The 22816-nt window shown below is 49.9% G+C and carries 4 protein-coding genes; all 4 read left to right on the top strand.

All coding sequences use genetic code 11. The features are described 5' to 3' along the window. A partial coding sequence (locus tag V7728_RS20055) for a beta-ketoacyl synthase N-terminal-like domain-containing protein (RefSeq protein ID WP_335371372.1) occupies nt 1-2596 on the top strand: 2596 nt, incomplete at its 5' end. An 18-nt stretch (nt 2597-2614) separates the two neighbouring features. Beyond that, nucleotides 2615-8911 (top strand): type I polyketide synthase, encoded by a 6297-nt coding sequence (locus V7728_RS20050; RefSeq protein WP_099566889.1) that lies wholly within the window; start codon nt 2615-2617, stop codon nt 8909-8911. A gap of 39 nt (nt 8912-8950) precedes the next feature. Further along, entirely contained in the window at nt 8951-14677 is a 5727-nt protein-coding gene (locus V7728_RS20045; RefSeq protein ID WP_099566888.1) for a type I polyketide synthase, read from the top strand. A 51-nt stretch (nt 14678-14728) separates the two neighbouring features. Then, a partial coding sequence (locus V7728_RS20040; RefSeq protein ID WP_335371371.1) for an SDR family NAD(P)-dependent oxidoreductase occupies nt 14729-22816 on the top strand: 8088 nt, incomplete at its 3' end.

Below are 22816 nucleotides of genomic sequence, written 5' to 3'. Positions count from 1 at the left end.
ACAGACTCTGTCTGTCAACTGGCCGCTTTGGGAAGAAGGCGGTATGCGCGTGGACAAAGAGACCGAACGGCTGATGTACGAACAGACCGGAATGAAAGCCATGCGATCAGCCTCAGGCATCCAAGCGCTGTACGCCGCTTTTGCCTCCGGAGAACACCAGGTCATGGTGGCAGAGGGCGACGAAAAACGGATTCGAAAAAACCTGATGCCTGAAACGCCGGAACCGTCCCGTAGCATTCATGTGTCAAGGAAGACGCCCGTCCATATGCCGAATAAAGTACAAGCGGAACTCAAACATATGATATCAGGCATTCTGAAGGTGAAAGAAGACGAGATAGATGCTGAATCAGAGATGAGAGATTATGGCTTTGATTCGGTTTCATTCACGCAGTTTGCAAATGAACTAAATAAAATGTATGGGCTTGAACTGACACCGGCTGTGTTTTTTGAATACCCGACAGTCTTTCGTTTTGCCCAATACTTGCTGACGGAACATCCGGATACATTCGGCTCACAGGCAGAAACAGAAACGGAGAAATCGGTTGTGCGTAAAAAAATGAAGACGGAGCCATTCTCGATTCCGTCCCGTCTTCCTAAAACAAAAACCGCAGCTGCACCTGAGCCCGTGGCGATAATCGGAATCAGCTGTGCATTTCCAATGGCTGAAAATCCGGAAATGTTTTGGGAGAATTTAGCCGGAGAAAAGGACTGCATTTCTGAAATACCGCCGGAGCGCTGGGACTGGAGACAGTATTACGGAGATCCGCAGAAAGATAAAAATGCGAGCAATGTAAAGTGGGGCGGCTTCATTGATGAAACCGCTCAATTTGATCCTTTATTTTTCGGTATTTCTCCGCATGAAGCCGAAATGATGGATCCTCAGCAAAGACTTTTAATGATGCATGTATGGAAAGCGATTGAAGATGCCGGCTGCTCTGCCAAAAGCCTGTCAGGAACAAATACAGGCATTTTTGCAGGCACGACAAACAGCGGTTACGCTCAGGAAGCTTCAAAGTTCCATATAGAGATTGAGGGTTCTTCCGCCGCCGGTACGGTTCCGTCAATCGGTCCGAACCGCATGAGCTATTTTCTGAATATACATGGGCCGAGCGAACCGATTGAAACCGCCTGTTCAAGCTCATTGGTCGCTGTTCACCGTGCGGTCAGGGCAATTCAGGCCGGAGACTGCGGCATCGCGATTGCAGGAGGCGTCAATGCTATTGTGTCGCCGGATATGCATATCAGCTTTAATAAAGCGGGAATGCTCAGTGAAGACGGGCGATGCAAAACATTTTCCGATCAAGCGGACGGGTATGTCAGAGCTGAAGGTGCGGGCATGATTGTTTTGAAAACATTATCCGATGCGGAACGTGACGGCGACCGTATTTATGCCGTTATTCGCGGAACGGCGGAAAATCATGGCGGACGGGCGGCTTCCCTTACATCACCGAATCCGAAAGCACAGACAGAAGTCATGATAAAAGCGTATCAGCAAGCGAACATCGACCCCCGTACAGTGAGTTATATTGAAGCCCACGGCACGGGAACGCCGCTCGGTGATCCGATAGAAATCAACGGACTCAAAGCGGCTTTTGCAGCGCTTTATCAGAAAGCCGGAGTAACGGCACCCGATCAGCCTCATTGCGCCATCGGTTCCGTCAAAACGAATATCGGCCACACAGAGCTTGCGGCCGGCATGGCCGGGCTTTTAAAAATTATTTTGCAGATGCAGCACAAAACGCTCGTTAAAAGTCTGCATTGTGAAACCGTTAATCCGTATATCAGCCTCGACGACAGCCCGTTTTACTTCGTCCGCGACACTCAGCCATGGAAAGCAGCGGCTGATGATAGCGGGAATGAACTGCCGCGAAGAGCGGGTGTCAGCTCGTTCGGATTTGGCGGTGTCAATGCTCATGTCGTGCTCGAAGAATATGTTTCTCCTGTTGAAGAGAAACAATGGACGTCCGGTGAACTTCAGCCGACCTTATTCATTCTCTCGGCAAAGACGGCGGAACAGCTGAAGGAACGTGCGGAACAGCTGCGCAGATATTTGGAAAAGACACATTCAGCTGACGGAGCTCTTGCGGGTATCGCTTATACGCTACAGCTTGGCCGGGATGAAATGGAAGAGCGCCTTGCCGTCATTGCTGAAACAAAAGAAGAGCTTACGAACGCGCTGAATGATTTCCTCAGCGGCAAGGAGACGGGGCAGAATTTCTTTACAGGCCGGAACAAAGCGATGAAACAGCTGTTTACAGAGATGACGGACAACGCAGAAATGAGCGGGACCGTAGATCAATGGATTGAAGCAGGCAAATATGCAATGCTTGCAAAATTATGGGTGCAAGGTTTACATGTCGACTGGAATAAATTATATCCGGACCAAAGGCCAAAAAAAGTCAGCCTGCCCGTCTATCCTTTTGCGAAAACACATTGCTGGATACCGCACAGTGCGCAGCATATAAGGCACCGGGAGACTTATGAGATTGATACGTCCCCGCTTGAGACTTATGAGCGCCTGCTTGATGAATTGGAGAAAAACGAAATAAGCATAGAAGCCGCTGTAAAAAGAACGATCGGTTTTTACAGGGATTAGCGTAATGGAGGAAACCATATGAAAGAGTTTCTGCACCGGGTTTTTTCTGACGTCAAAAATAAAAAAATGACAAAACAGGATGCGATCGGCATTTTGCGCGATTATGATATGCGGATGGGACTTCGCCAAGCGGCTTCCCTTCATCCGCTTGCTCAGCAGCATATTTCCGATGAAACGGGACAGGGATTCTCGGCAGCTTTCAGCGGCCGGGAATTTTTTCTCGCTGATGTTTCTTTACAGCGTAAAAAGCTTATGCCCGGAGAACTTCTTTTGGAAATGGCGAGAGCTGCGGCTGTTTTGACAGTAAAGGAGACTGAGGCTGTCCGGCTGACACATATCGTGTGGTCAAAGCCCATTCTGACTGAGGCTGAGCCGTTCCATATCGAAATCAGGCTGATACCCGCAGAGGGTGAAGCCAAAAGGTTTGAGATTTACAATCCATTTTCTGCCGATTTCAGTCATCATGATGTGTACAGCCAAGGGATGATTCAGCCAGTTGATGCTGCGCCTGGCATGCTGGATATCAGCCGCTTGAAGGAAAACAGCGGTTCCCTGATGGATCAGCAGCAAATTGAAGCCATCACTCAGAACGATACCGTTCAATACAGTGAGCACATGAAAGGAATTGAGCGTATTTACGCCTCAGCAGGACGGATGCTGGCAGACATATCAATTCCATTGACAAACCAAAAAGAATCCGCCCGATTCGGCCTCCCTCCCTGTGTGATGAAAAGTGTGACAGAGGCATGCGCGCTGCTTGGCGGCAAAGAATATAAAACGCTCGCCCCGGTTTCATTGGACGAGCTTTTGTTTTATGAATCTTGTCCTGACAAGGTATGGGCCGAGATACAAGAGAAGGCGGGGAGCTTTTATATTGATTTATGTGACGAAGAAGGGAAAATATGGGCTTCCCTATCAGGGTTGAAGCTGCAGCCTGTCATCAAGACGGGCGCTCCCGGAAAAACCAATGCCGAACACCGCAGTGAACGTTTGTATGAACAAACGCTTCTTCAGCTCAAAACGCTGTTTGCCCTGACTACAAAAATTGCTGTTTCCAACATAGATACTGAAGAGCCGCTGGAAACCTACGGAATCGACTCAGTCACTGTGACGAAATTGAACCGCGAATTGTCTCTGCTTTTCGGTGACCTTTCCAAAACGGTTTTTTACGAATATAAGACACTGGGATCTCTGGCAGCTCACTTTGTCACGGATTATCCAAAAGAATGCCGAAAATGGACAAATGATGATGACCACCGTTCAGGCATATCAGAACAGGTTTTGGCAAATGAAGATTTTCCGGTGCTTCCGTCGTTTATCAAGCGAAAGAAACGGCCTGCTTTTTCCAATGAGAACCAGACAAAAGAAGGGATTGCGATTATCGGAGTCAGCGGACGTTATCCGCAAGCTGAAACACTTGAAGAGTACTGGGATAACTTAGCGGCCGGAAAAGACTGTGTGACGGAAATTCCCGAAGAGCGCTGGGAAAAGGACAAGTACTACAACCCTGATCCTGAAGCGGCCGTGAAAGAAGGGAAAAGTTACAGTAAGCGGGGCGGGTTTCTGAAAGAAGCCGCTTTCTTTGATCCGCTGTTTTTTCAAATTTCACCCCGTGATGCTTTGAATATGGACCCGCAGGAGCGTCTCTTTATTGAAATGTGCTGGCAGGTGCTGGAGGATGCCGGTTATACGAAGGAACAGCTTGAGAATTTGTATAACGGCCGGGTCGGCGTTTTTGCGGGCATTACGAAAAACGGGTACGGAATGTACTGGAAAAACGGCGGCACCCTGCAGCCGAAAACGTCGTTCAGTTCAGCGGCCAACAGAGTTTCCTATTTTCTTAATCTGAAAGGGCCGAGCATGCCGGTCGACACGATGTGCTCATCTTCGCTGACTGCAATTCACGAAGCGTGTGAAAACATCCTTCGCGGCGAATGCGACATGGCGATTGCCGGCGGTGTGAATGTGTATACGCATCCTTCGGCTTATGCGGAGCTCAGCGCCTATCGAATGCTTTCAAAAGACGGAACGTGCAAAAGTTTCGGTGAAAGCGGGGACGGATTTGTTCCCGGTGAAGGTGTCGGGGCCGTGCTGTTAAAGCCGCTGTCAAAAGCGATGGCTGATAAGGACCATATTTACGGGGTGATTCGCGGCACTCATATCAATCACGGCGGCAGAACAAACGGGTATACAGTGCCGAGTCCGAGCGCTCAGGCTGACGTGATTTCCGGCGCGCTTGAAAAATCAGGAATACATCCGCGGATGATCAGCTGTATCGAAGCCCACGGCACGGGCACTGAACTCGGAGATCCGATCGAAATAGACGGTTTGACCCGCGCATTTCAAACGAAAACGTCAGATAAAGGTTTTTGCGCCATCAGCTCAGTTAAATCCAATATCGGGCATTTGGAAGCCGCGGCAGGCATTGCCGGTGTAACGAAACTGCTGCTTCAGTTTCAAAAACGACAGCTGGCTCCCTCTTTACATTGCAGAAAATTGAATCCGAATATTGCATTCGACCGGACGCCGTTTGTGGTGCAGCGTGAATTGGCAGACTGGAAACGGCCGGTCATTGAGGAAAACGGAGCGCAAAAAGAGATTCCGAGAATCTCGGGAATCTCTTCTTTTGGCGCGGGCGGGGCAAATGCCCACATATTGATAGAAGAATATATTGAACCTGATAGGGAGATTTATGAGCCATTCACAGATGAAGATCCCGCAGTCATTTTATTATCCGCCAAACAGGAGGCCAGTCTGAAGCAGCGGGCGCAGCAGCTTCTTCAAGCGATCAGAAAAAATGACGTCACAGACCGCAGCCTCCGGGATGCGGCTTACACCCTTCAAACCGGAAGAGAAGCGATGGAAGAACGTGCTGCGTTTATCGTGACGTCGACAGAGCAGTTAGCGGAAAAACTGCAGCGTTTTATTGACGGCGGGACAGACGGCTGCTTCAGGGGAAAAAGCAAACAGTATAAAGACATTCTAGCCGTTTTTAAGGATGAAGATATGCAGGAAGCCGTCCGTAAATGGATGAAACGAAAAAAATTCGCGAAGCTTCTGGAACTTTGGGTAAAAGGGCTGAAGGTTGAATGGTCAGAGCTTTATAACGGCAGCCTGCCGCATCGCATCAGCCTTCCCGGTTATCCATTTATAAAGGATCGGTATTGGCCGGACGATGCAGCGCCGGACAATGTTCGTGATGCTGAATCACATTCTGAAACATTTCGTGAAATCCGCTTTTTACAGAAAAGCTGGGCAGAAAGCAGCCGTGTTCCGGCTAAGGAAGTGCGGGGCGTCATCGGAATAGCTGCTGATCACCAGACAGGAAATTTAGCCGTTGAGCTGTCCCGTTATTTCCCCGAGTCTGAAATCATTGACGCTGCATCACCGGAAATATCCGGGGACGCGGCCCGATTTGGCGGTCTGATTGATGTGACCGGATGCGGGACGGAAATCAATCATGATGACGGCTGGATTCATCGTCTGCAGTCTCTCATTGACAACAGAAACCGCGGCCGAAAGCTTCAGCTGCTTTGTGTGACAAAGGGGCTTGAACCCTTTGCAAATGAAACGATAAATCTCTCAGGTGCAAAAAAGGCCGGATTGTACCGGATGCTCCAAAGTGAGTATAAGGATATCCGCTCGCGGCATATGGATGCAGAACGGACTGCCGAAGATCCTGAGCTGGCAAACCAGATCGCAGATGAGTTTTTTCGCGATTCTGAAGACATCGAAGTGTGTTACCGAAACGGTGTGCGCTATCACGCGCGGTTAAAGGAAACAAACAGCTTAGCTGAAAAAGAATTTTCATTTCCGAAAGACCATGTGCTCTGGATCACCGGAGGGACCCGGGGACTCGGATATTTATTTGCCCGGCATTTTGCCGAACGTTACGGAGTCACGAAACTCGTGCTTACCGGAAAAGAAACAATGCCGCCGAAAGCGGAATGGGATGATCATATCAAACGGAATTCCCCGTTTTCCGATAAGGTGAGAAGAATCAGAGAGCTCGAACAAAAAGGTGTACGAACGGAAGTGCTGTCTGTATCTTCCGGCCCTGAATATGAGCAGGCCGTCAGCCGTGTGAAAAATCAAATGGGGCCGATAGGAGGCGTGTTACACGCAGCGGGAGCCGTAGATCTCGATCATCCGGCCTTTATCCGCAAAACAAGAGAACAGATGATGCCCGTGCTTGAACCTAAAACAGACGGACTGGACCTTTTGTATCAAGCGCTGCACAAGGAGCCTCTCCGGTTTTTTGCGCTGTTTTCTTCAGTGTCCGGCGTGATGCCGGAATTAGGAGCGGGACAAAGCGATTATGCCATGGCTAACGCCTATATGGATTATTTTGCGGCTGCAAAAGGTTTTCCGGTGCTGAGCATCCAGTGGCCGAGCTGGAAAGAAACGGGTATGGGCGAATCAAAAAGCCGGGCCTATCAGAAAAGCGGTTTAAAGAGCATCACTGACAGAGAAGGGCTGAGCCTGTTTGATGCCATCATGGCAGGCGATTGCGGATCTGTTATTATGCCGGCCGTCATTCACCCGGAAAAATGGGAGCCTGACCGTCTGCTGCTTTCATCCGGCCTGACTGAAACAAAGCAGCAGGAACAGGCCGATACAGAAAGCGTTGAGGAGTGGCTGACGGGCATTTGCTGCCGGGAATTAAGACTGGAGCCGTCAAGATTTGAATCTGATACACCGTTTCAAGATTACGGAGCCGATTCCATCATGCTTGCCCAAGTGTCCAGAGCGATCGGAAAGAGGATCAAAGCTGACCTTGACCCGGCGGTGCTGTATGAATACCCTACGGTTGCTGCGCTGGCGGGATGGCTTGAAACAGCATATCCGGAAATCAAAGCTGCCGTTTCAAAACCGGTTCAGCCTGAAATCCCGGACGCTCCCAAACAAACAGCAGCCGCTGTTATTCAGCCTTCTCGTGCTAGAGCGGCGCAAGACATCGCTGTTGTCGGAATGTCCTGCCGTTTTCCGGGAGCTGAATCAATTGAAGCTTATTGGAAGCTGCTGTCTGAAGGAACGTCAGCCATTCAAAGAGTTCCGAAAGAGCGCTGGAAAACGGAGAAGGCGGATTATGCGGGCCTTTTACAAAATGTAACGCATTTTGACCCGGAGTTTTTCCTTATTCCCGAAGAAGACATCAAGGCAATGGATATCCAGTCCTTTCTTATATTAGAAGAGGCGCTTCATCTGTTCAGAGACAGCGGTTACTCTTTACAAGAAATGAAAGGCAGGTCAGCCGGTGTCTATTTAGGAGGACGCGGCGGCAGTATGCCTGATGAAAACCGTCTGAAGCATGCAAAAAATCCGATAGTCGCAGCCGGTCCGAATTACTTAGCGGCCAATCTTTCTCAGTTCTTTGATTTGAAGGGGCCGAGTCTTGTTTTGGATACGGCCTGTTCTTCAGCGCTTGTCGGTATGAATATGGCGATACAGGCGCTTTCTTGCGGTGAAATCGACTCAGCGGTGGTCGGGGGAGTCAGTCTGCTGGAATCCGGTCAAACCCACCGGATGTTCGAACTTCGCAATCTGTTAAGCGAAGAGCCTGCGTTTCATATTTTTGACCGCCGCACCGGCGGCATCGTATTGGGAGAAGGCGTCGGAATGGTGTATTTAAAAACAGCGGCCCAGGCTGTAAAAGACGGGGACCGGATTCATGCGGTCATTAAAGGCATTTCCGTAAACAATGACGGCAGAACCGCGGGGCCTGCCACACCGAATATACAGGCGCAGAAAGAAGTGATGGCCAAGGCGCTTGCCAAAAGCGGCAGAAAAGCGGAGGATATCAGCTACATTGAAGCAAACGGTTCAGGCTCTGAAGTAACAGACCTTTTGGAACTGAGGGCGATTGAAGCGGTGTACCGTATGCAAAACAGCGCGCCTTGCGAATTGGGGTCGATGAAGCCGAATATCGGACACCCGTTATGCGCTGAAGGGATTGCCGGATTCATTAAAACAGTGCTTATGCTCTCGCGCCGAATGCGTGTGCCTTTCCTTTCGGGCAAAGAGCCGATGACGCATTACGATCTGTCCGCCTCGCCGTTTTATTTTTCGCACGCTCTGCGTGAATGGACGGATTCACCGCGGATTGCCGCCGTCAGCAGCTTCGCTGACGGAGGGACGAATGCCCATGTCATAGTGGAAGCCTGGGAGCAAGAGGCGTATACCCCGGTTAGAAAGCCTTTGCCGAGACAGGAATTAAAACGCCGGCCCATTCGTCCGGACAAAGCCGAAAGCCTGCATGGAAACGCACATAAGTCCCGCCCGAATACGTTTTGGAAACAAATGAAGACTTACTGATTGCGCTGAAAATTGAACGTCGATATGGAGGAAGTTCATATGCAAGAGCAGCTTCTTATTAACAATCAGCATCCCGTTCTGAAACATCATAAAGCCTATGGAAAGGAACTGCTGCCGGGTCTGGCTTATATTGACCTGATCTATCAGACTTTCAGAGAAAACGGTTTTTTTCATGCCGGCCTTGAACTCAGGCACTTATCGATTTTTCACCCTTTAGCTCCTGAACAGGGAGAAACAATCCTGCTTTCCGTTAATTGTACAGAGAACGGCGAAGGGCAGTGGAAGGTAGAGGTGAAAGGGCAAAAACAAGGTGACGAAGCAGCAGAGACAAAGGTATATGCCGCGGCGCAAATGCATTCCGTCAATCCCGCCGGCTTCCAAGAAAGCGTCCGGATGGATGCCGTAAAACAAACGGCGGCAGAAATACCGCTTGAGGACATTTACGCGGAATGCAGGGATCAAGAACTGGTTCATTCAGGAATGATGAAAGGCTGCGGAAGCGTCTACCAAACTGAAAAAGAGATTTATATTGATCTGTCGGTGCAAAAGGATCAGCTGGAACATGCAGAAGAGACGATGTTTCATCCCGCATTGATAGATGCGAGCAGCATCGGCTCCAATGTATATCTCGCTCCTTTGACGAGGAAGGAGGGGCAATTATTTCTGCCGCTGTTTTATGAATCGTTTTATTGCGCCGAATTGCTGCAGACGACATGTATCACCAAGATAAAAAAAGAATCCGTCACCCGTAAGAAAGATCTCGTTTACGTGACAATGGAGTTTTTCAATGAGGAAGGCAGAAAAGTCGGCGAACTGAAAAACTTCGCCAATAAACTGGTGAGGGACCCGGAACTGATCAATCAGAAACGGCAAAAGAAAGAACCTGACGGGCGGAATGCCGTCCCGGCTCAAAGAGCGGAACCGGCGCCTTCTGAGCCCCGCCGTGCGGAGGCTTCCGCCGGCCTTACTGAACAGTGCATCCTTTATTTAAAAGAATTGCTTGCCGCCCGATTGAACAAACCTGTGAAAGAGATTGACCCGGATATCGGCTATTATGAAATGGGGCTGGATTCTCCGGGGCTGTTGGACATGGTAAAGGAAATTGAACAAAAAATCGGAACGCAGCTACTGCCGACACTGTTATTTGAATACACGACAATCGCGGAATTAGCGGGATATTTGTGCGAACATTACGGAGCCGGTTTCGGCCATGCTCAAAGCGGGCATTCAAGTGCTGAGCCTTTGCCCCGGGAAAAAAAGAGGACAACCCAAATCCGCGTGAAAAAATCGGCGTCAGCCGGAACGCAGAATGGAGATATTGCGATCGTCGGGATGGCGGGACGGTACCCCGGCGCCAAAAATCTTCGTGAATTTTGGACAAATTTAAAAAATGGAGAAAACAGCGTAACGGAAGTGCCTCGTTCCCGCTGGGATACGAGGACATATGAGCATTTGCGATCGCCGTCCGGCAAGCCGATTTCCAAATGGGGCGGTTTTATAGACGATCCAGATTGTTTTGACGCGAAATTTTTTCGGATTTCTCCGCGGGAGGCAGAAGCTAAAGATCCGCAAGAACGATTGTTTTTAGAAACATGCTGGGAAACGATTGAGGATGCGGGCTACACCCCGGAAACAATTGTTCAGCCGAAAGGGCCGAATAAGAGAATGAACGTCGGTGTGTTTGCCGGGGTGATGCATATGGATTATTCTCTCGCCGGCGCTGAAGCTGCGGCCAAAGGGCTGGTCTTTCCTTATCCCTTGAACTATGCGCCGATCGCAAACCGGGTTTCATATTTTTGCAATTTTCACGGGCCGAGCATGGCGGTTGACACGGTGTGTTCGTCATCTTTGACGGCCGTTCATATGGCGGCGGAAAGTCTGAGACGCGGTGAATGTGAAGCAGCTCTTGCCGGAGGCGTCAATTTATCATTGCACCCGACAAAATATATCACATACGGCTTGATGGATATGCATTCGAGTGACGGGCTGTGCCGCACGTTCGGCGAAGGAGGCACAGGCTATGTCTCAGCTGACGGCATCGGAGCCGTGCTGCTGAAGCCGCTCCACAAAGCCGAAGAAGATAAGGATCATATTTATGCGGTGATAAAAGGCAGCGCCGTCAATCACGTGGGGACCGTCAGCGGGATTACCGTGCCGAGCCCCGTGGCGCAGGGGGATATGATAGCTGAATGTCTTGAAAAGACGGGGATCGATCCCCGGACGATTTCTTATGTGGAAGCGCACGGAACCGGAACTTCTTTAGGAGATCCGATTGAAATACAAGGTCTTGTTAAAGCTTACCGCACGTTTACGGAGGATCGGCAATTTTGTGCGATCGGTTCCGTTAAATCGAATATCGGACATGCGGAATCAGCTGCCGGGATCAGCGGGCTTCATAAAACGGTTTTGCAGCTGTTTCACAAAACGCTTGTCCCTTCTTTGCACTCAGAGACGATTAATCCTTATCTCCGTTTAGAGGACTCGCCATTTTACGTGCAGCAAAAAACCGAGTCATGGAAAAGGCCGGCGTATACAGAGAACGGCCGTGAACATGCCTGCCCGAGACGCGCAGGCATCAGTTCATTCGGGGCGACGGGTTCAAACGTTCATCTCATTTTAGAAGAGTACAGGCCCAAAAACCCCGGTATTACGGAGGATCAAGAGAGACCGTATATCGTGCCTCTATCAGCGAAAAATCCGGAGCGGCTGAAGGAATACGCTGCCCGCCTGCTGATGTTTCTCAAAGATAAAGCGCTTGAAGGAAGCGGTCCGCTTCACGACAAAATAGATACAATGCAAAATCAGCTGGAAAAAGCGTTGCGAGGTGTTCTGGCCGAAGTTCTGCATGTAGAGGCCGGCTCGGTAAATGATGAACAGGATTGGAAGGAATTCGGCTTGGATGTCATGCAGCTGACACAGTTTTCTGAGCTGATGACGGATCAATACGGGCTGGCAATAGACATGACTGATCTCATACAGCATACTTCCGTCCGGACTTTAGCAGAATGTCTTACAAACGATGAGAAACATAAGAATATTCTTTCCGGTCTTTTCGGCCAGTCCGGCTTAGATAAGCAGCCTGATGAATCTTTTTCCTTGCGGTCACTGGCGTATACGCTGCAAACGGGACGGCTGGCAATGGAAGAGCGGCTTGTTTTTTTAGTGAACGATCAAGCGGACCTGATCAGGAAATTAACTGAATTTACAGAACGAAAACGGCAGATTGACGGCTGCTTTCAAGGGCGGTCTGATAGCGGAACGGAAATCAGGGGTTTCCTGAATGATGATCAGGATACGGAGGAGCTGATCCGAAAATGGATGGACAGCGGCACTTACAAAAAACTTGCGGAGCTGTGGTCAAAAGGATTTGAGATAGACTGGACGCGGCTGTATCGGGAGGAGAAACCGCGCAGGATGAGTCTGCCGACGTACCCTTTTGCAAAGGAACGATATTGGATACCGGAGCCCGATCATCCCGTCACTTCCGCAAATACAGAAAGCAGGCTTCACCCGCTGCTTCACCGCAATACATCAGATTTGTTAGAACAAAAATTCAGTACGATACTGAACGGAGATGAATTCTTCTTAGCCGATCATATCGTCCGAAACAAGCGTGTTCTCCCCGGGGCGGCTTATCTTGAAATGGCGAGAGCCGCGGCTGAACTGGCTGCCGCGCCGTTAGCCGCTGGATACACGGCTAAAACCGGCATTTCGCTGCGGTATATCAGCTGGATACGCCAGGCCGTTCATAAAAAAGAGCCTCTGCGTATGACGACAGGGCTTTCTTTGGAGGACAACGGCAATGTTTCATTTCAAGTGTACAGCAATGAAAATGATTCAGACATTTATTGTGAAGGCAGCGCTGTGATTGAGCCGCTGTCTGAGGCGCCGGTTTTGCATATTGAACAGCTGAAAGCGCGATGCCGCAAAAAAGTGCTGTCAAAAGAAGACTGCTATGCGGCGTTTGCAAAGGCGGAAATTGTATACGGACCTTCACATCAAGGAATTGATTACATTTATTGCGGGGAAAAAGAAGCTTTGGCTAAATTGGTGCTCCCCGCTTCCGTTTCTGATGAAGCCGAACAGTTTGTGCTCCATCCGAGTCTGATAGATTCCGCTTTTCAGGCGGCCATCGGCGTTATGAATGAAGATCAAGCGGGTTATCCGGAGCAGCCGTTAATGCCTTTTGAATTGCATGAACTGACCGTTTTTCATCCGTGCAGTCCAAACATGTGGGCGGCCGTATTTGTGACGCATGAAACACCGGCCGTGCGAAGAATGGACATTGATATATGTGATGAACGCGGCAATGTGTGTGTAAGGATAAAAGGATTTTCTGCCCGGATGGCCGAAAGTGCGCCGGCCGTAACCGATAATAAGCAATACGATCTCCCGGGTAACCTTACCGGAGCCGTCAAACTGATGCAGGTATGGGACGCGGAACCGATAGACAACCAAACCGGCTTCCCCATTTCTGAAGCAAAAGCTGTCATCATAGGCGGTACAGACGGGCAGGCGGACGCGGTTTTACGATTGTTTCCTAAAGCTGTGCGATTTGATATCGGCCAAAGTGCTTCCGTTGAAGTGATATCTGATCGGCTCCGCCGTCTCGGTGAGATTCAGCATATGATCTGGTTTGCCCCTCAGCCGGCTGATTCTGACAGCCATGATCAAAAAAGCGGGGTGCTGCAGATTTTCAGAGCGGCCAAAGCTCTTATCGGTCTCGGGTATGGAAAGGAGCAGCTCGGGATGACGGTGATTACGCACCAAGCACAGCCTATCACCCAATATGATGAGGTGCGTCCCGCTCATTCCAGTGTGCACGGTTTCGTCGGGTCTCTCGCTAAAGAACATCCGAGCTGGCACATCCGTCTCGCCGATCTTGAAGACGGGGGGGATTTCCCCGCAGAAGACATATTCAGCCTGTCCCGCGACCGTACGGGTAAAGCATGGGTGCGCAGACATCAGGAATGGTACCGGCCTCAATTGCTTCCGGTCCAAAGCGGGCCGTCTGAAAGTGTTCCTTACCGCTATGGAGGCGTATATGTCATCATCGGCGGTGCGGGAGGCATCGGCGAGGTTTGGACAGATTATATAGTGACGACGTATAAAGCCCGAGTCGTCTGGATCGGGAGGCGGCCGCTGGACAGCCGGATACGCCAAAAAATAGACCGGTACCGGCCATCAGGCCCGGCTCCCGAATATATAGCCGCAGATGCTTCTGATCTTCCATCGCTTCAGCGCGCCTATGAACAGATTAAAAACACATACGGCACCATCAGCGGCGTCGTTCATTCAGCGATGGTATTTGCGAATGAAAGCGTAAAAGATATGGAAGAATCACAGTTTCACGCCGGTCTTGCGGCGAAAGTGGATATTTCCGTCAACATTGCCGAAGTATTTGCGAAAGAGTCTTTGGACTTTATTCTCTTTTTCTCTTCGGTTATTTCATATATTAAGAATCCGAATCAAAGTCATTATGCGGCGGGGTGCGCATTTAAAGACGCATTTGCCCATGAGCTTTCCGGACGGCTGTCATGCCGGGTCAAAGTGATGAACTGGGGTTATTGGGAGCGGGCTGACAATCACATTTCTGAAGAGTTTGACAGACTGAGTGCAATCGGTCTCGGGCTGATCAGCCGGGCGGAAGGGATGCAGGCGCTGGAAACTCTGCTGACGCAGCCGATCTCCCGCATGGGGCTGATGAAGCTGACCAAGCCGATTCCGATCGAGGGAATGAACCCTCATGAATTTGTGACTATCTGATTGCCTGTCAAAATGACGGAGCAAATTTAATTTTCTTAGGAGGATAAGGTTTTGGGTAAGGGAGACAAACAAAAAGACCGTACACAGTTATCCTTAAGAACAGAAATAAGCAATCAAATGAAAGAATTGAATCGGCTTTTGCTGCAAGTGCTGCGGGTGACGCTGCGTTCAATGGGTCTGACCGGCGAAGCGCCGGCGGCTTCCTGTCTGCCTTTATATGAACGCTGGCTGGAAGAAAGCATCCGTCTTTTAGACAGAGATTTTAAAAGCGGTGAAACGGCCGCGGTTTGGGAAGAGTGGCATAAGAAGAAAAACGAATGGCTGAAAGATCCGGATATGAAAGCGCAGGTTCTGCTGGCGAATACCGTCATTCAAGCTTTGCCTGACATTTTAACAGGCAAAATAAAAGCCACTGACGTGATGTTTCCCGATTCTTCAATGGAGCTTGTTGAAGGAATCTATAAGCATAATATTCTCGCTGATTATTACAACGATGTGCTGGCAAATGAAGCGTGTATTTATGTGGAAAATGTAATGAAAAACAATCCTGATGCAAACATCCGTCTGCTGGAGATCGGAGCGGGCACCGGCGGAACGAGCAGCACACTGTTTAAAAAGCTCCGCCCCTATCAAAACCATATTCAGGAATACTGTTATACCGACTTGTCAAAAGCTTTTTTAATGCATGCCGAAAAGGAATACGGCGCGGACAATCCGTATTTGACGTATCAGCTGTTTAATGTGGAGCAGCCTGCGGCGGGCCAGGGATTACATCTGCGAACCTACGATATCGCTATCGCTGCAAACGTGCTGCATGCCACCAAAAATATCCGGAAAACTTTAAGGACGGCAAAAGCCGTATTGAAAAAGGACGGTTTGCTGCTCGTTAATGAACTGGGCGGGCATACGCCGTTTACACATGTTACATTCGGCTTATTAGAGGGCTGGTGGCTGTACGAAGACGAGGCGCTGCGGATTCCGGGGTGTCCCGGTCTTTATCCGGAAACATGGAAATCCGTTTTAATGGCTGAAGGTTTTCATTCCATTCAATTTCCGGCTGAAAACGAACGTCTGCACACCCAGCAGATTATCACGGCGAAAAGCAACGGAGTCATCAGGCAGAGCAGGGAAGCTTACACCGCGCAAAAGCGCCAATCAAACGTACTGCAAACATCCTCTGATCGTCAGCTCCCCATCAAACAAGCGGGAGAGGGGCTTTCGGAAAAGACAGCGGCTTTTCTGATAAGGGCTGCGGCAAAAGTATTAAAAATGCCGGCAGAAGAGATAAATCCGCTGGCTCCTCTGGATGAATACGGCATTGACTCTATTCTGATCGTTCAGCTGACGAATGAGCTGCGGGATCTCGTCCCTGATATCAGCAGCACGCTGTTTTTTGAATACCGGACGATAGGAGAACTTGCCGCATACTTGGCTGAATCGAAGGAGCGCGAACTGCATGCGCAATTTTCTGAAGAAGTCCGTCATACTGAAGCGGCATCATCCGGCTCTTTGCTTGAAAAAAGCACAGAGTATCTGAAACAGATCGTCAGCGCCATCTTAAAGATGCCGATTGAGGACGTTCAACCCCATACGCCCCTTGAAGAATACGGAATCGATTCCATCTTAATCGTACAGCTGACCAACCGCGTGCGGGAAGACGTCCCTGATATCAGCAGCACTTTGTTTTTCGAGTATCCGACAATCGGCGGATTAGCGGACTATCTCGTCAGCTCAAGACCGGATGATATGGCTGGGATTTTCAAGACAAATAAAGAAGCCGAAAAGGCGCCGCACATTCTACAGAAAAAGCAAAGCCGCAAAAAAAGCGCCGGATTGACGAAGCGCCAAGCGGCATCTTTTTCTGAAAAAGCGCCGCCCGCTTCCGAACCGCCGTCAAAACACCTTGAAGTGGCAATTGTCGGTCTTGCCGGGAGGTATCCCGGAGCTGAAAATGTTAATGAGTTCTGGGAACGGTTAAAGACCGGTGAACACGGAATCACCGAAATTCCGAAAGACCGCTGGGATTGGCGGGACTACTATGATGAGACAAAAGGTAAGGAAGGCCGGATGTATACAAAGTGGGGCGGCTTTTTAACAGATATTGATAAATTTGATCCGCTGTTTTTTAAAATCTCTCCGAAAGAAGCGGAGCGCATGGACCCGCAGGAGAGACTGTTTCTGGAAACCGCTTATGCGGCCCTGGAGGATGCCGGATATACCCCTGATTCACTATGCGCCGGTAAAAAGGTTGGTGTCTTTGCGGGTGTTATGAACGGCAACTATCCGACAGGGGCCCACTACCACTTTATCCCGAACCGCGTATCCTATGTGTTTGATTTTCACGGTCCGAGCATCGCGGTCGATACCGCATGCTCCTCATCCTTAACCGCCATTCATCTCGCCGCAGAAAGCATCAGAACAGGTGCATCTGAATGCGCGATTGCCGGCGGCGTAAACCTGATTACAGATCCGGTTCATTATATCGGACTTTCTTCTATGAGAATGCTGTCACCGTCAAACGCGTGCAAAGCGTTCGGTGATAAGGCTGACGGGTTTGTTGACGGAGAGGGCGTCGGCTGTATCGTGTTAAAGCCGTTGAAGAAGGCTGTTGAAGATCATGATCATATATACGGTGTCATTAAAGGAAGCGCTCTGAACGCCGGCGGCAAAACGAACGGGTTCACCGTTCCGAATCCGAATGCACAAGGAGAAGTGATCGCAGATGCGATGGAGCGGGCAGGGATTGACCCGAGAGCAATCAGCTATCTGGAAGCCCACGGCACCGGCACTTCCTTGGGAGATCCGATTGAAATCGCCGGGTTAACCAAGGCTTTCCGCCGCTATACGGATGCAAACCAATTTTGTTCCATCGGTTCTGTTAAATCCAATATCGGACACCTGGAAAGTGCGGCGGGCATTGCTGCGGTCACCAAAATTCTTCTTCAGATGAAACACGGATATCTGGTGCCGTCGCTGCATTCAAAGCAGCTGAACCCGGAAATTGATTTTGAAACTTCTCCTTTTATCGTGCAGCAGGAAACAGCGGAATGGAGACGGCCGGTCATAGAATCTGAAGGAGTAACACGGGAATATCCGAGAATCGCGGGTACATCTTCTTTCGGAGCGGGCGGTGCAAATGCCCACCTGCTGATAGAAGAGTATGAACCGGCTGAAATGACTTCGGCAGACACCGGCCGTCCGGCGCTTTTTGTTTTATCGGCAAAAGATAAAGACCGCTTGCGCGAGCGGGCTCTGTTGCTGTCGGATGCCGCCGGAAACGGAACAATTACAGATGCGAATCTGCTTGACGCGGCATTTACCCTTCAAGTCGGCAGGGTCCCGATGGAAGAACGGCTGGCGATGACAGCGGACTCTGTTTCTGAATTGGAACAGAAGCTGACTGCTTTTCTGAAAAATGCTGGTTCTGTAAGCGGGGTGTTTACGGGCCGGAGTGATAGTGCTGGCACAGAGACGGAAGGCACAGTCAGTGATTGGATGGAAAAACGTCAATTTGACAGTCTTTTGAATGCCTGGGTTCACGGGACGCCCGTCGATTGGGCATCTTTATATAAAGGCGCGCTGCCGCATCGTATCAGTCTGCCGTCTTATCCATTTGCAAAAGAAAGCTACTGGATGAAGCGGGAAGAACCAAAAACAGGAACAACTGAATATGTGCATCCTTTCCTGCATGAAAATACGTCAACCTTGGCGGAGCAAAGCTATCATACATCTTTTACAGGCCGGGAACACGTTTTCCAGGATGTGAGCGGGGAGCGGGTTCTGTCGGCAGCCGTTTATTTAGAAATGGCGCTTGCGGCTTTTCATCATGCGGCAGACAGCTCTGAAGAAAAAGAGATATGGATCCGAACAGCGGCATGGACTGACCCGATTACCGGCGGACTTCACGGTGCGGGCGTCAATCTCTCCCTTCTGTCTGAAGACGAGGAAGGCATCCATTATGAAATATACAGTGACGAAGAGAAGCTGCATCATTATGGAATCATCGAACAAGGGAACATACAGCCATCCCGCGTGCTTGATATTGCCTCCTTACAAAAAGACTGCCGCCCGCTGTCATTCGATTATGAAACACCAGGCACATCAGGTGTAACGATCAGTAAGGAGTTCCGCACCGTTGAAAAGCTTTATGCGGGAGAAAGTGCGGTTTGGGCGAAGCTTGCTCTCACAGATGAAAGCGGCCGTAATCCGGGATATCATATACCGCCGGAATTTCTGGACGCAGCTTTTCATGTCCTGGCAAAAACGGAGCCGTCAGTCCATATCGTGCCTGAAGCGGTTGAAGAACTGCGCGTCATGCGTCCGTGCTCATCCAGCATGTGGATGTATATTAATAAAAAGAATCAAACCGGCTGTGACATTCAATTATGTGACGAAACCGGCATTGTCTGCGCAGAAATCAAAGGGATAAGAATGAGACAGCCGTCTCAGCAGGATCACGGGCAAGAGGAACAATCCGAGATGATGATATTTGAAGAAATGTGGACTCAGCAGCCTCTGAAGAAATCCATTCATGAAGAGCTGAAAACGGTCATCTGTTTTCTTACGGGAGAAGCTGCCAGAAAGCATGCTTATCAGTCTTTACAATCCCTTTATCCGGGAGCCGGCGTGTTTTTTATTTCACAGGGTGAGGAAACTCAAAAGCTTTCAAACACGCATTATCAAATTAAAATCACTGACGGACAAGCATATCAAGAAACGTTTCGGCATATTGAAACGGCTGCAGGCAAAGCGGATGCCGTTTTATATGGATGGCCGCTTGAAGATGAAAAGGCCGTGAAAGACTATTCCATTCTGTATCATGTGATCCGCGCAGCTGCTTCTTTGCGTTCTAAACCGAGGCGAATTCTTCTTTCCGCTCAGTGCGGGACCGATACCGATATCAGTTACGCTGAGTCATGGATCGGGCTGGAACGGTCGCTGAAACTGATCTTGCCGGAGACGGATACGGCCGCGGTTTATTTTGAACAAAAAGGACCGTTAGAAAAACTGATCCATAACGTATGTGAAGAACTTCACAGCGAGTCGTTCCGCAGTGTCATGTACAGTGAGGAAATCCGCCACGTCATGGAAATGAAGCAGACGGATATCGCCCCTGTTGAGAAGCGTGTGATAAAGAGCGGAAAAACGTACTTGATTACCGGCGGATGCGGGGGATTAGGCTTGTTATTTGCCGGATATTTTGCTGAAAAAGGACCGGTTACGCTCATTTTGACGGGGAGATCAGCGGCAGACGGCCCGGTGCTGAACAAGATAAAGAGATTGGCAAAATCAGGCGCCAAGGTGTTTTACGTGCAGGCGGATGCCGCAGATCAGGCTCAGATGGAGAAAGGTTTGCAAGAAGTGAAAGAGAAAGGATGCGGGCCGATTCACGGTGTCATTCACGCTGCAGGTCTTCAAGGCACTGAAAGCATTCTGGAGAAAGATCTGCAAACCTTTCAGCAAGTCTTATCGCCAAAAGCGGACGGCACCGCGGTGTTAGATCAGGTTCTGTCACGGGAGCCGCTTGACTTCTTCTGTTGTTTCTCTTCTTCTTCAGCGATTTTAGGAGACTTCGGTTCTTGTGACTACGCGATGGGGAACCGCTTCCAAATGGCTTTTGTCCGTCACCGGGATAAACTTGTGAGCCTCGGACTCAGAAGCGGCAAGTCACTTGCAATCAATTGGCCGCTTTGGAAAGAAGGGGGGATGCATGTCGGCACGGCGGAAAGCACCGCTATGTATTTAAAATCAAGCGGACAGCGTTATTTATACACTGAGGAAGGACTCGAAGCTTTTGAAACATTGTTAGTCCAGCCGTCCAGCCAGTATCTCGTCCTGGCTGGTTTTCCGTCGAGGGCCAAACGCTTCCTGCAGATAGATCAAGGCGAACGGCCGATTTCGGGTTCTGTAAACAGGAACGTTCCGTTTTCAGGAAGGCGGAGTGAAATGAAAGGCTTTACACTGGAAGAATGCGTAAGCTGGGATGTGAAAGAACTGGCGGCGGGGCTTTTGAAAATAGACAAGAACAGACTGACGGACGCTGACAATCTGGCTGATTTCGGCTTTGATTCTATCAGTTTGGCGGAATTCGCCTCTTCTTTGTCCGCCCATTACGGAATTGAAGTGACACCGGCCCTGTTTTTCGGACATTCCACACTGGAGAAGGTCGTCCGCTATTTTCTGACGGAACACAAGTCCGTCATGGAGCATGTCTATGAAGAAAAGAAACCTGAATCCGCAGATCAATCTGTCTTTGAAAAGGCAGAAACGGAAAAGCGAAAGAAGCAGAGGGGAAGAAATAAGCTGAACGCCGGAACCGAGGGCAGTCAGGCAGCTGATTCCATTGCCATTATCGGCATGAGCGGCCGATTTCCTCAGGCGCGCACGGCGGACGAGCTGTGGGACATTCTGTTTCAGGAAAAGGACGTTGTCGCACCGGTCGCAAAAAAAGGCTTCACAAGTTCAAAATGGAAACTCGGCGCTGTACCGGGGGCGGACGAATTCGACCCTTTATTTTTTGAAATATCGCCGAGGGAAGCTGAAACGATGGATCCGAAACAGCGGCTGCTTCTTCAGGAAGCGTGGAGGGCCCTTGAGGACGCCGGCTACGGCGCCAGTCACATCAAGCAGCAGACGATCGGTATGTTTGTGGGGGCGGAAGAAGGAGATTATCACCTTTTAACACGGGACAAAGGCAATGTCACGTCTCATCATAACGGTATTTTGGCGGCGCGGCTGGCCTATCACTTGAATTTATCCGGTCCTGTGATGGCGATAAATACAGCATGTTCTTCGGGGCTCGTTTCTGTCCATCAGGCGGTATTAAGCCTGCAGAATAAAGAGTGCACAACAGCTGTTGCGGCCGGGGTGAATATCATGAATACCCCGGACTTTTTTGAAACGATAGATAAAGCCGGAATGCTGTCGGAAAACGGGAAATGCTTCGCGTTTGATAAAAGGGCTGACGGCATGGTTCCGGGGGAAGCGGCCGCGGCGGTTGTTCTGAAGCCGCTGAGAGAGGCGGAAAAAGATGGTGATCCGATTTACGGGGTGATTCGGGCGAGCGGCATCAATTATGATGGGAAAACAAACGGAATTACCGCTCCGAGCGGCCTCGCGCAGACCCGGCTGCTTACTTCCGTTTATGACCGGGGCCGTATCAACCCTGAAGATATCGAATATATCGTCACACACGGCACGGGTACAAAACTCGGTGATCCGGTGGAAATTAACGCGCTTTATGACGCATTTTCTGCCTATACAAACGAAGAAGCTTTTTGCGCGCTCACATCAATTAAAACCAATATCGGCCACACGTTTGCCGCGTCAGGCATTGTCAGTTTGATCAGTCTTTTACAGGCGTTCTCCCGTGAAATGATTCCCGCCAGTCTGCATTGCAGCGGGGAAAACCGCTATATCAACTGGGAGAAGAGTCCTTTTTATGTGAATAAAACGGGTAAACCGTGGCCTTCTCTGCCGGGTAAAAACCGAATGGGGGCAGTCAGCGCATTCGGGATGAGCGGAACAAACGCCCATGTCGTTATGGAAAGCTATAAGCGCAGTGCTTCACCTCATCCGGATGCCCCTGCATATTTACTGACTTTGTCTGCAAAAACAAAGGAGGCCCTTCAGGAAAAAATCGAAGATATGATCACTTGGGCGGAAAATGGCGGACTGAAAGAAAATGATCTGGCCCAGCTCAGCTATACGTTGTTAAAAGGACGGCATCACTTTAACCATCGCGCCGCCATCGTGGTTCAAGATGCTGATGACGCAGTGTATGTATGGAAGCAGGCAAAGCTTAATGAACATCATCCTTATGTGTTTTCGGGAAAAGTACCGCAGCACTTTGCAGGCCGTCAGCATATTCAGGAGCACATAATAGAAGTGCTCGGCAAGTGCAGCGCCTCATATTCTGACCATAGAAAATATCAGGAGCTGTTATGCGTGCTGGCAGATTTTTATTGTCAAGGTTATGAAATCGAAGGGGACTTGCTTTATGGCAGACCTTTGCCGCGAATCGGCAATCTGCCGGGCTACCCGTTTGCCAGGCAGACGTATTGGGCGTCCGATCGTCTTCAGAGAGAGAGTGGAAGCCGGAATTCAGCTGAACGTGAAAAGCTTCACCCGCTGCTCCAT

Origin of the sequence: Bacillus sp. JHAA (assembly GCF_036961585.1) — a bacterium.
Lineage (GTDB): Bacteria > Bacillota > Bacilli > Bacillales > Bacillaceae > Bacillus > Bacillus velezensis.
The sequence above is the reverse complement of the archived record's forward strand: the minus strand, read 5'-3'. Positions and strand labels throughout refer to the sequence as shown.

Bases quoted from the DNA above. Each gene is read 5' to 3' on its own strand.
- V7728_RS20050 (WP_099566889.1), top strand. From the start codon at position 2,615: ATGAAAGAGTTTCTGCACCGGGTTTTTTCTGACGTCAAAAATAAAAAA.
- V7728_RS20045 (WP_099566888.1), top strand. From the start codon at position 8,951: ATGCAAGAGCAGCTTCTTATTAACAATCAGCATCCCGTTCTGAAACAT.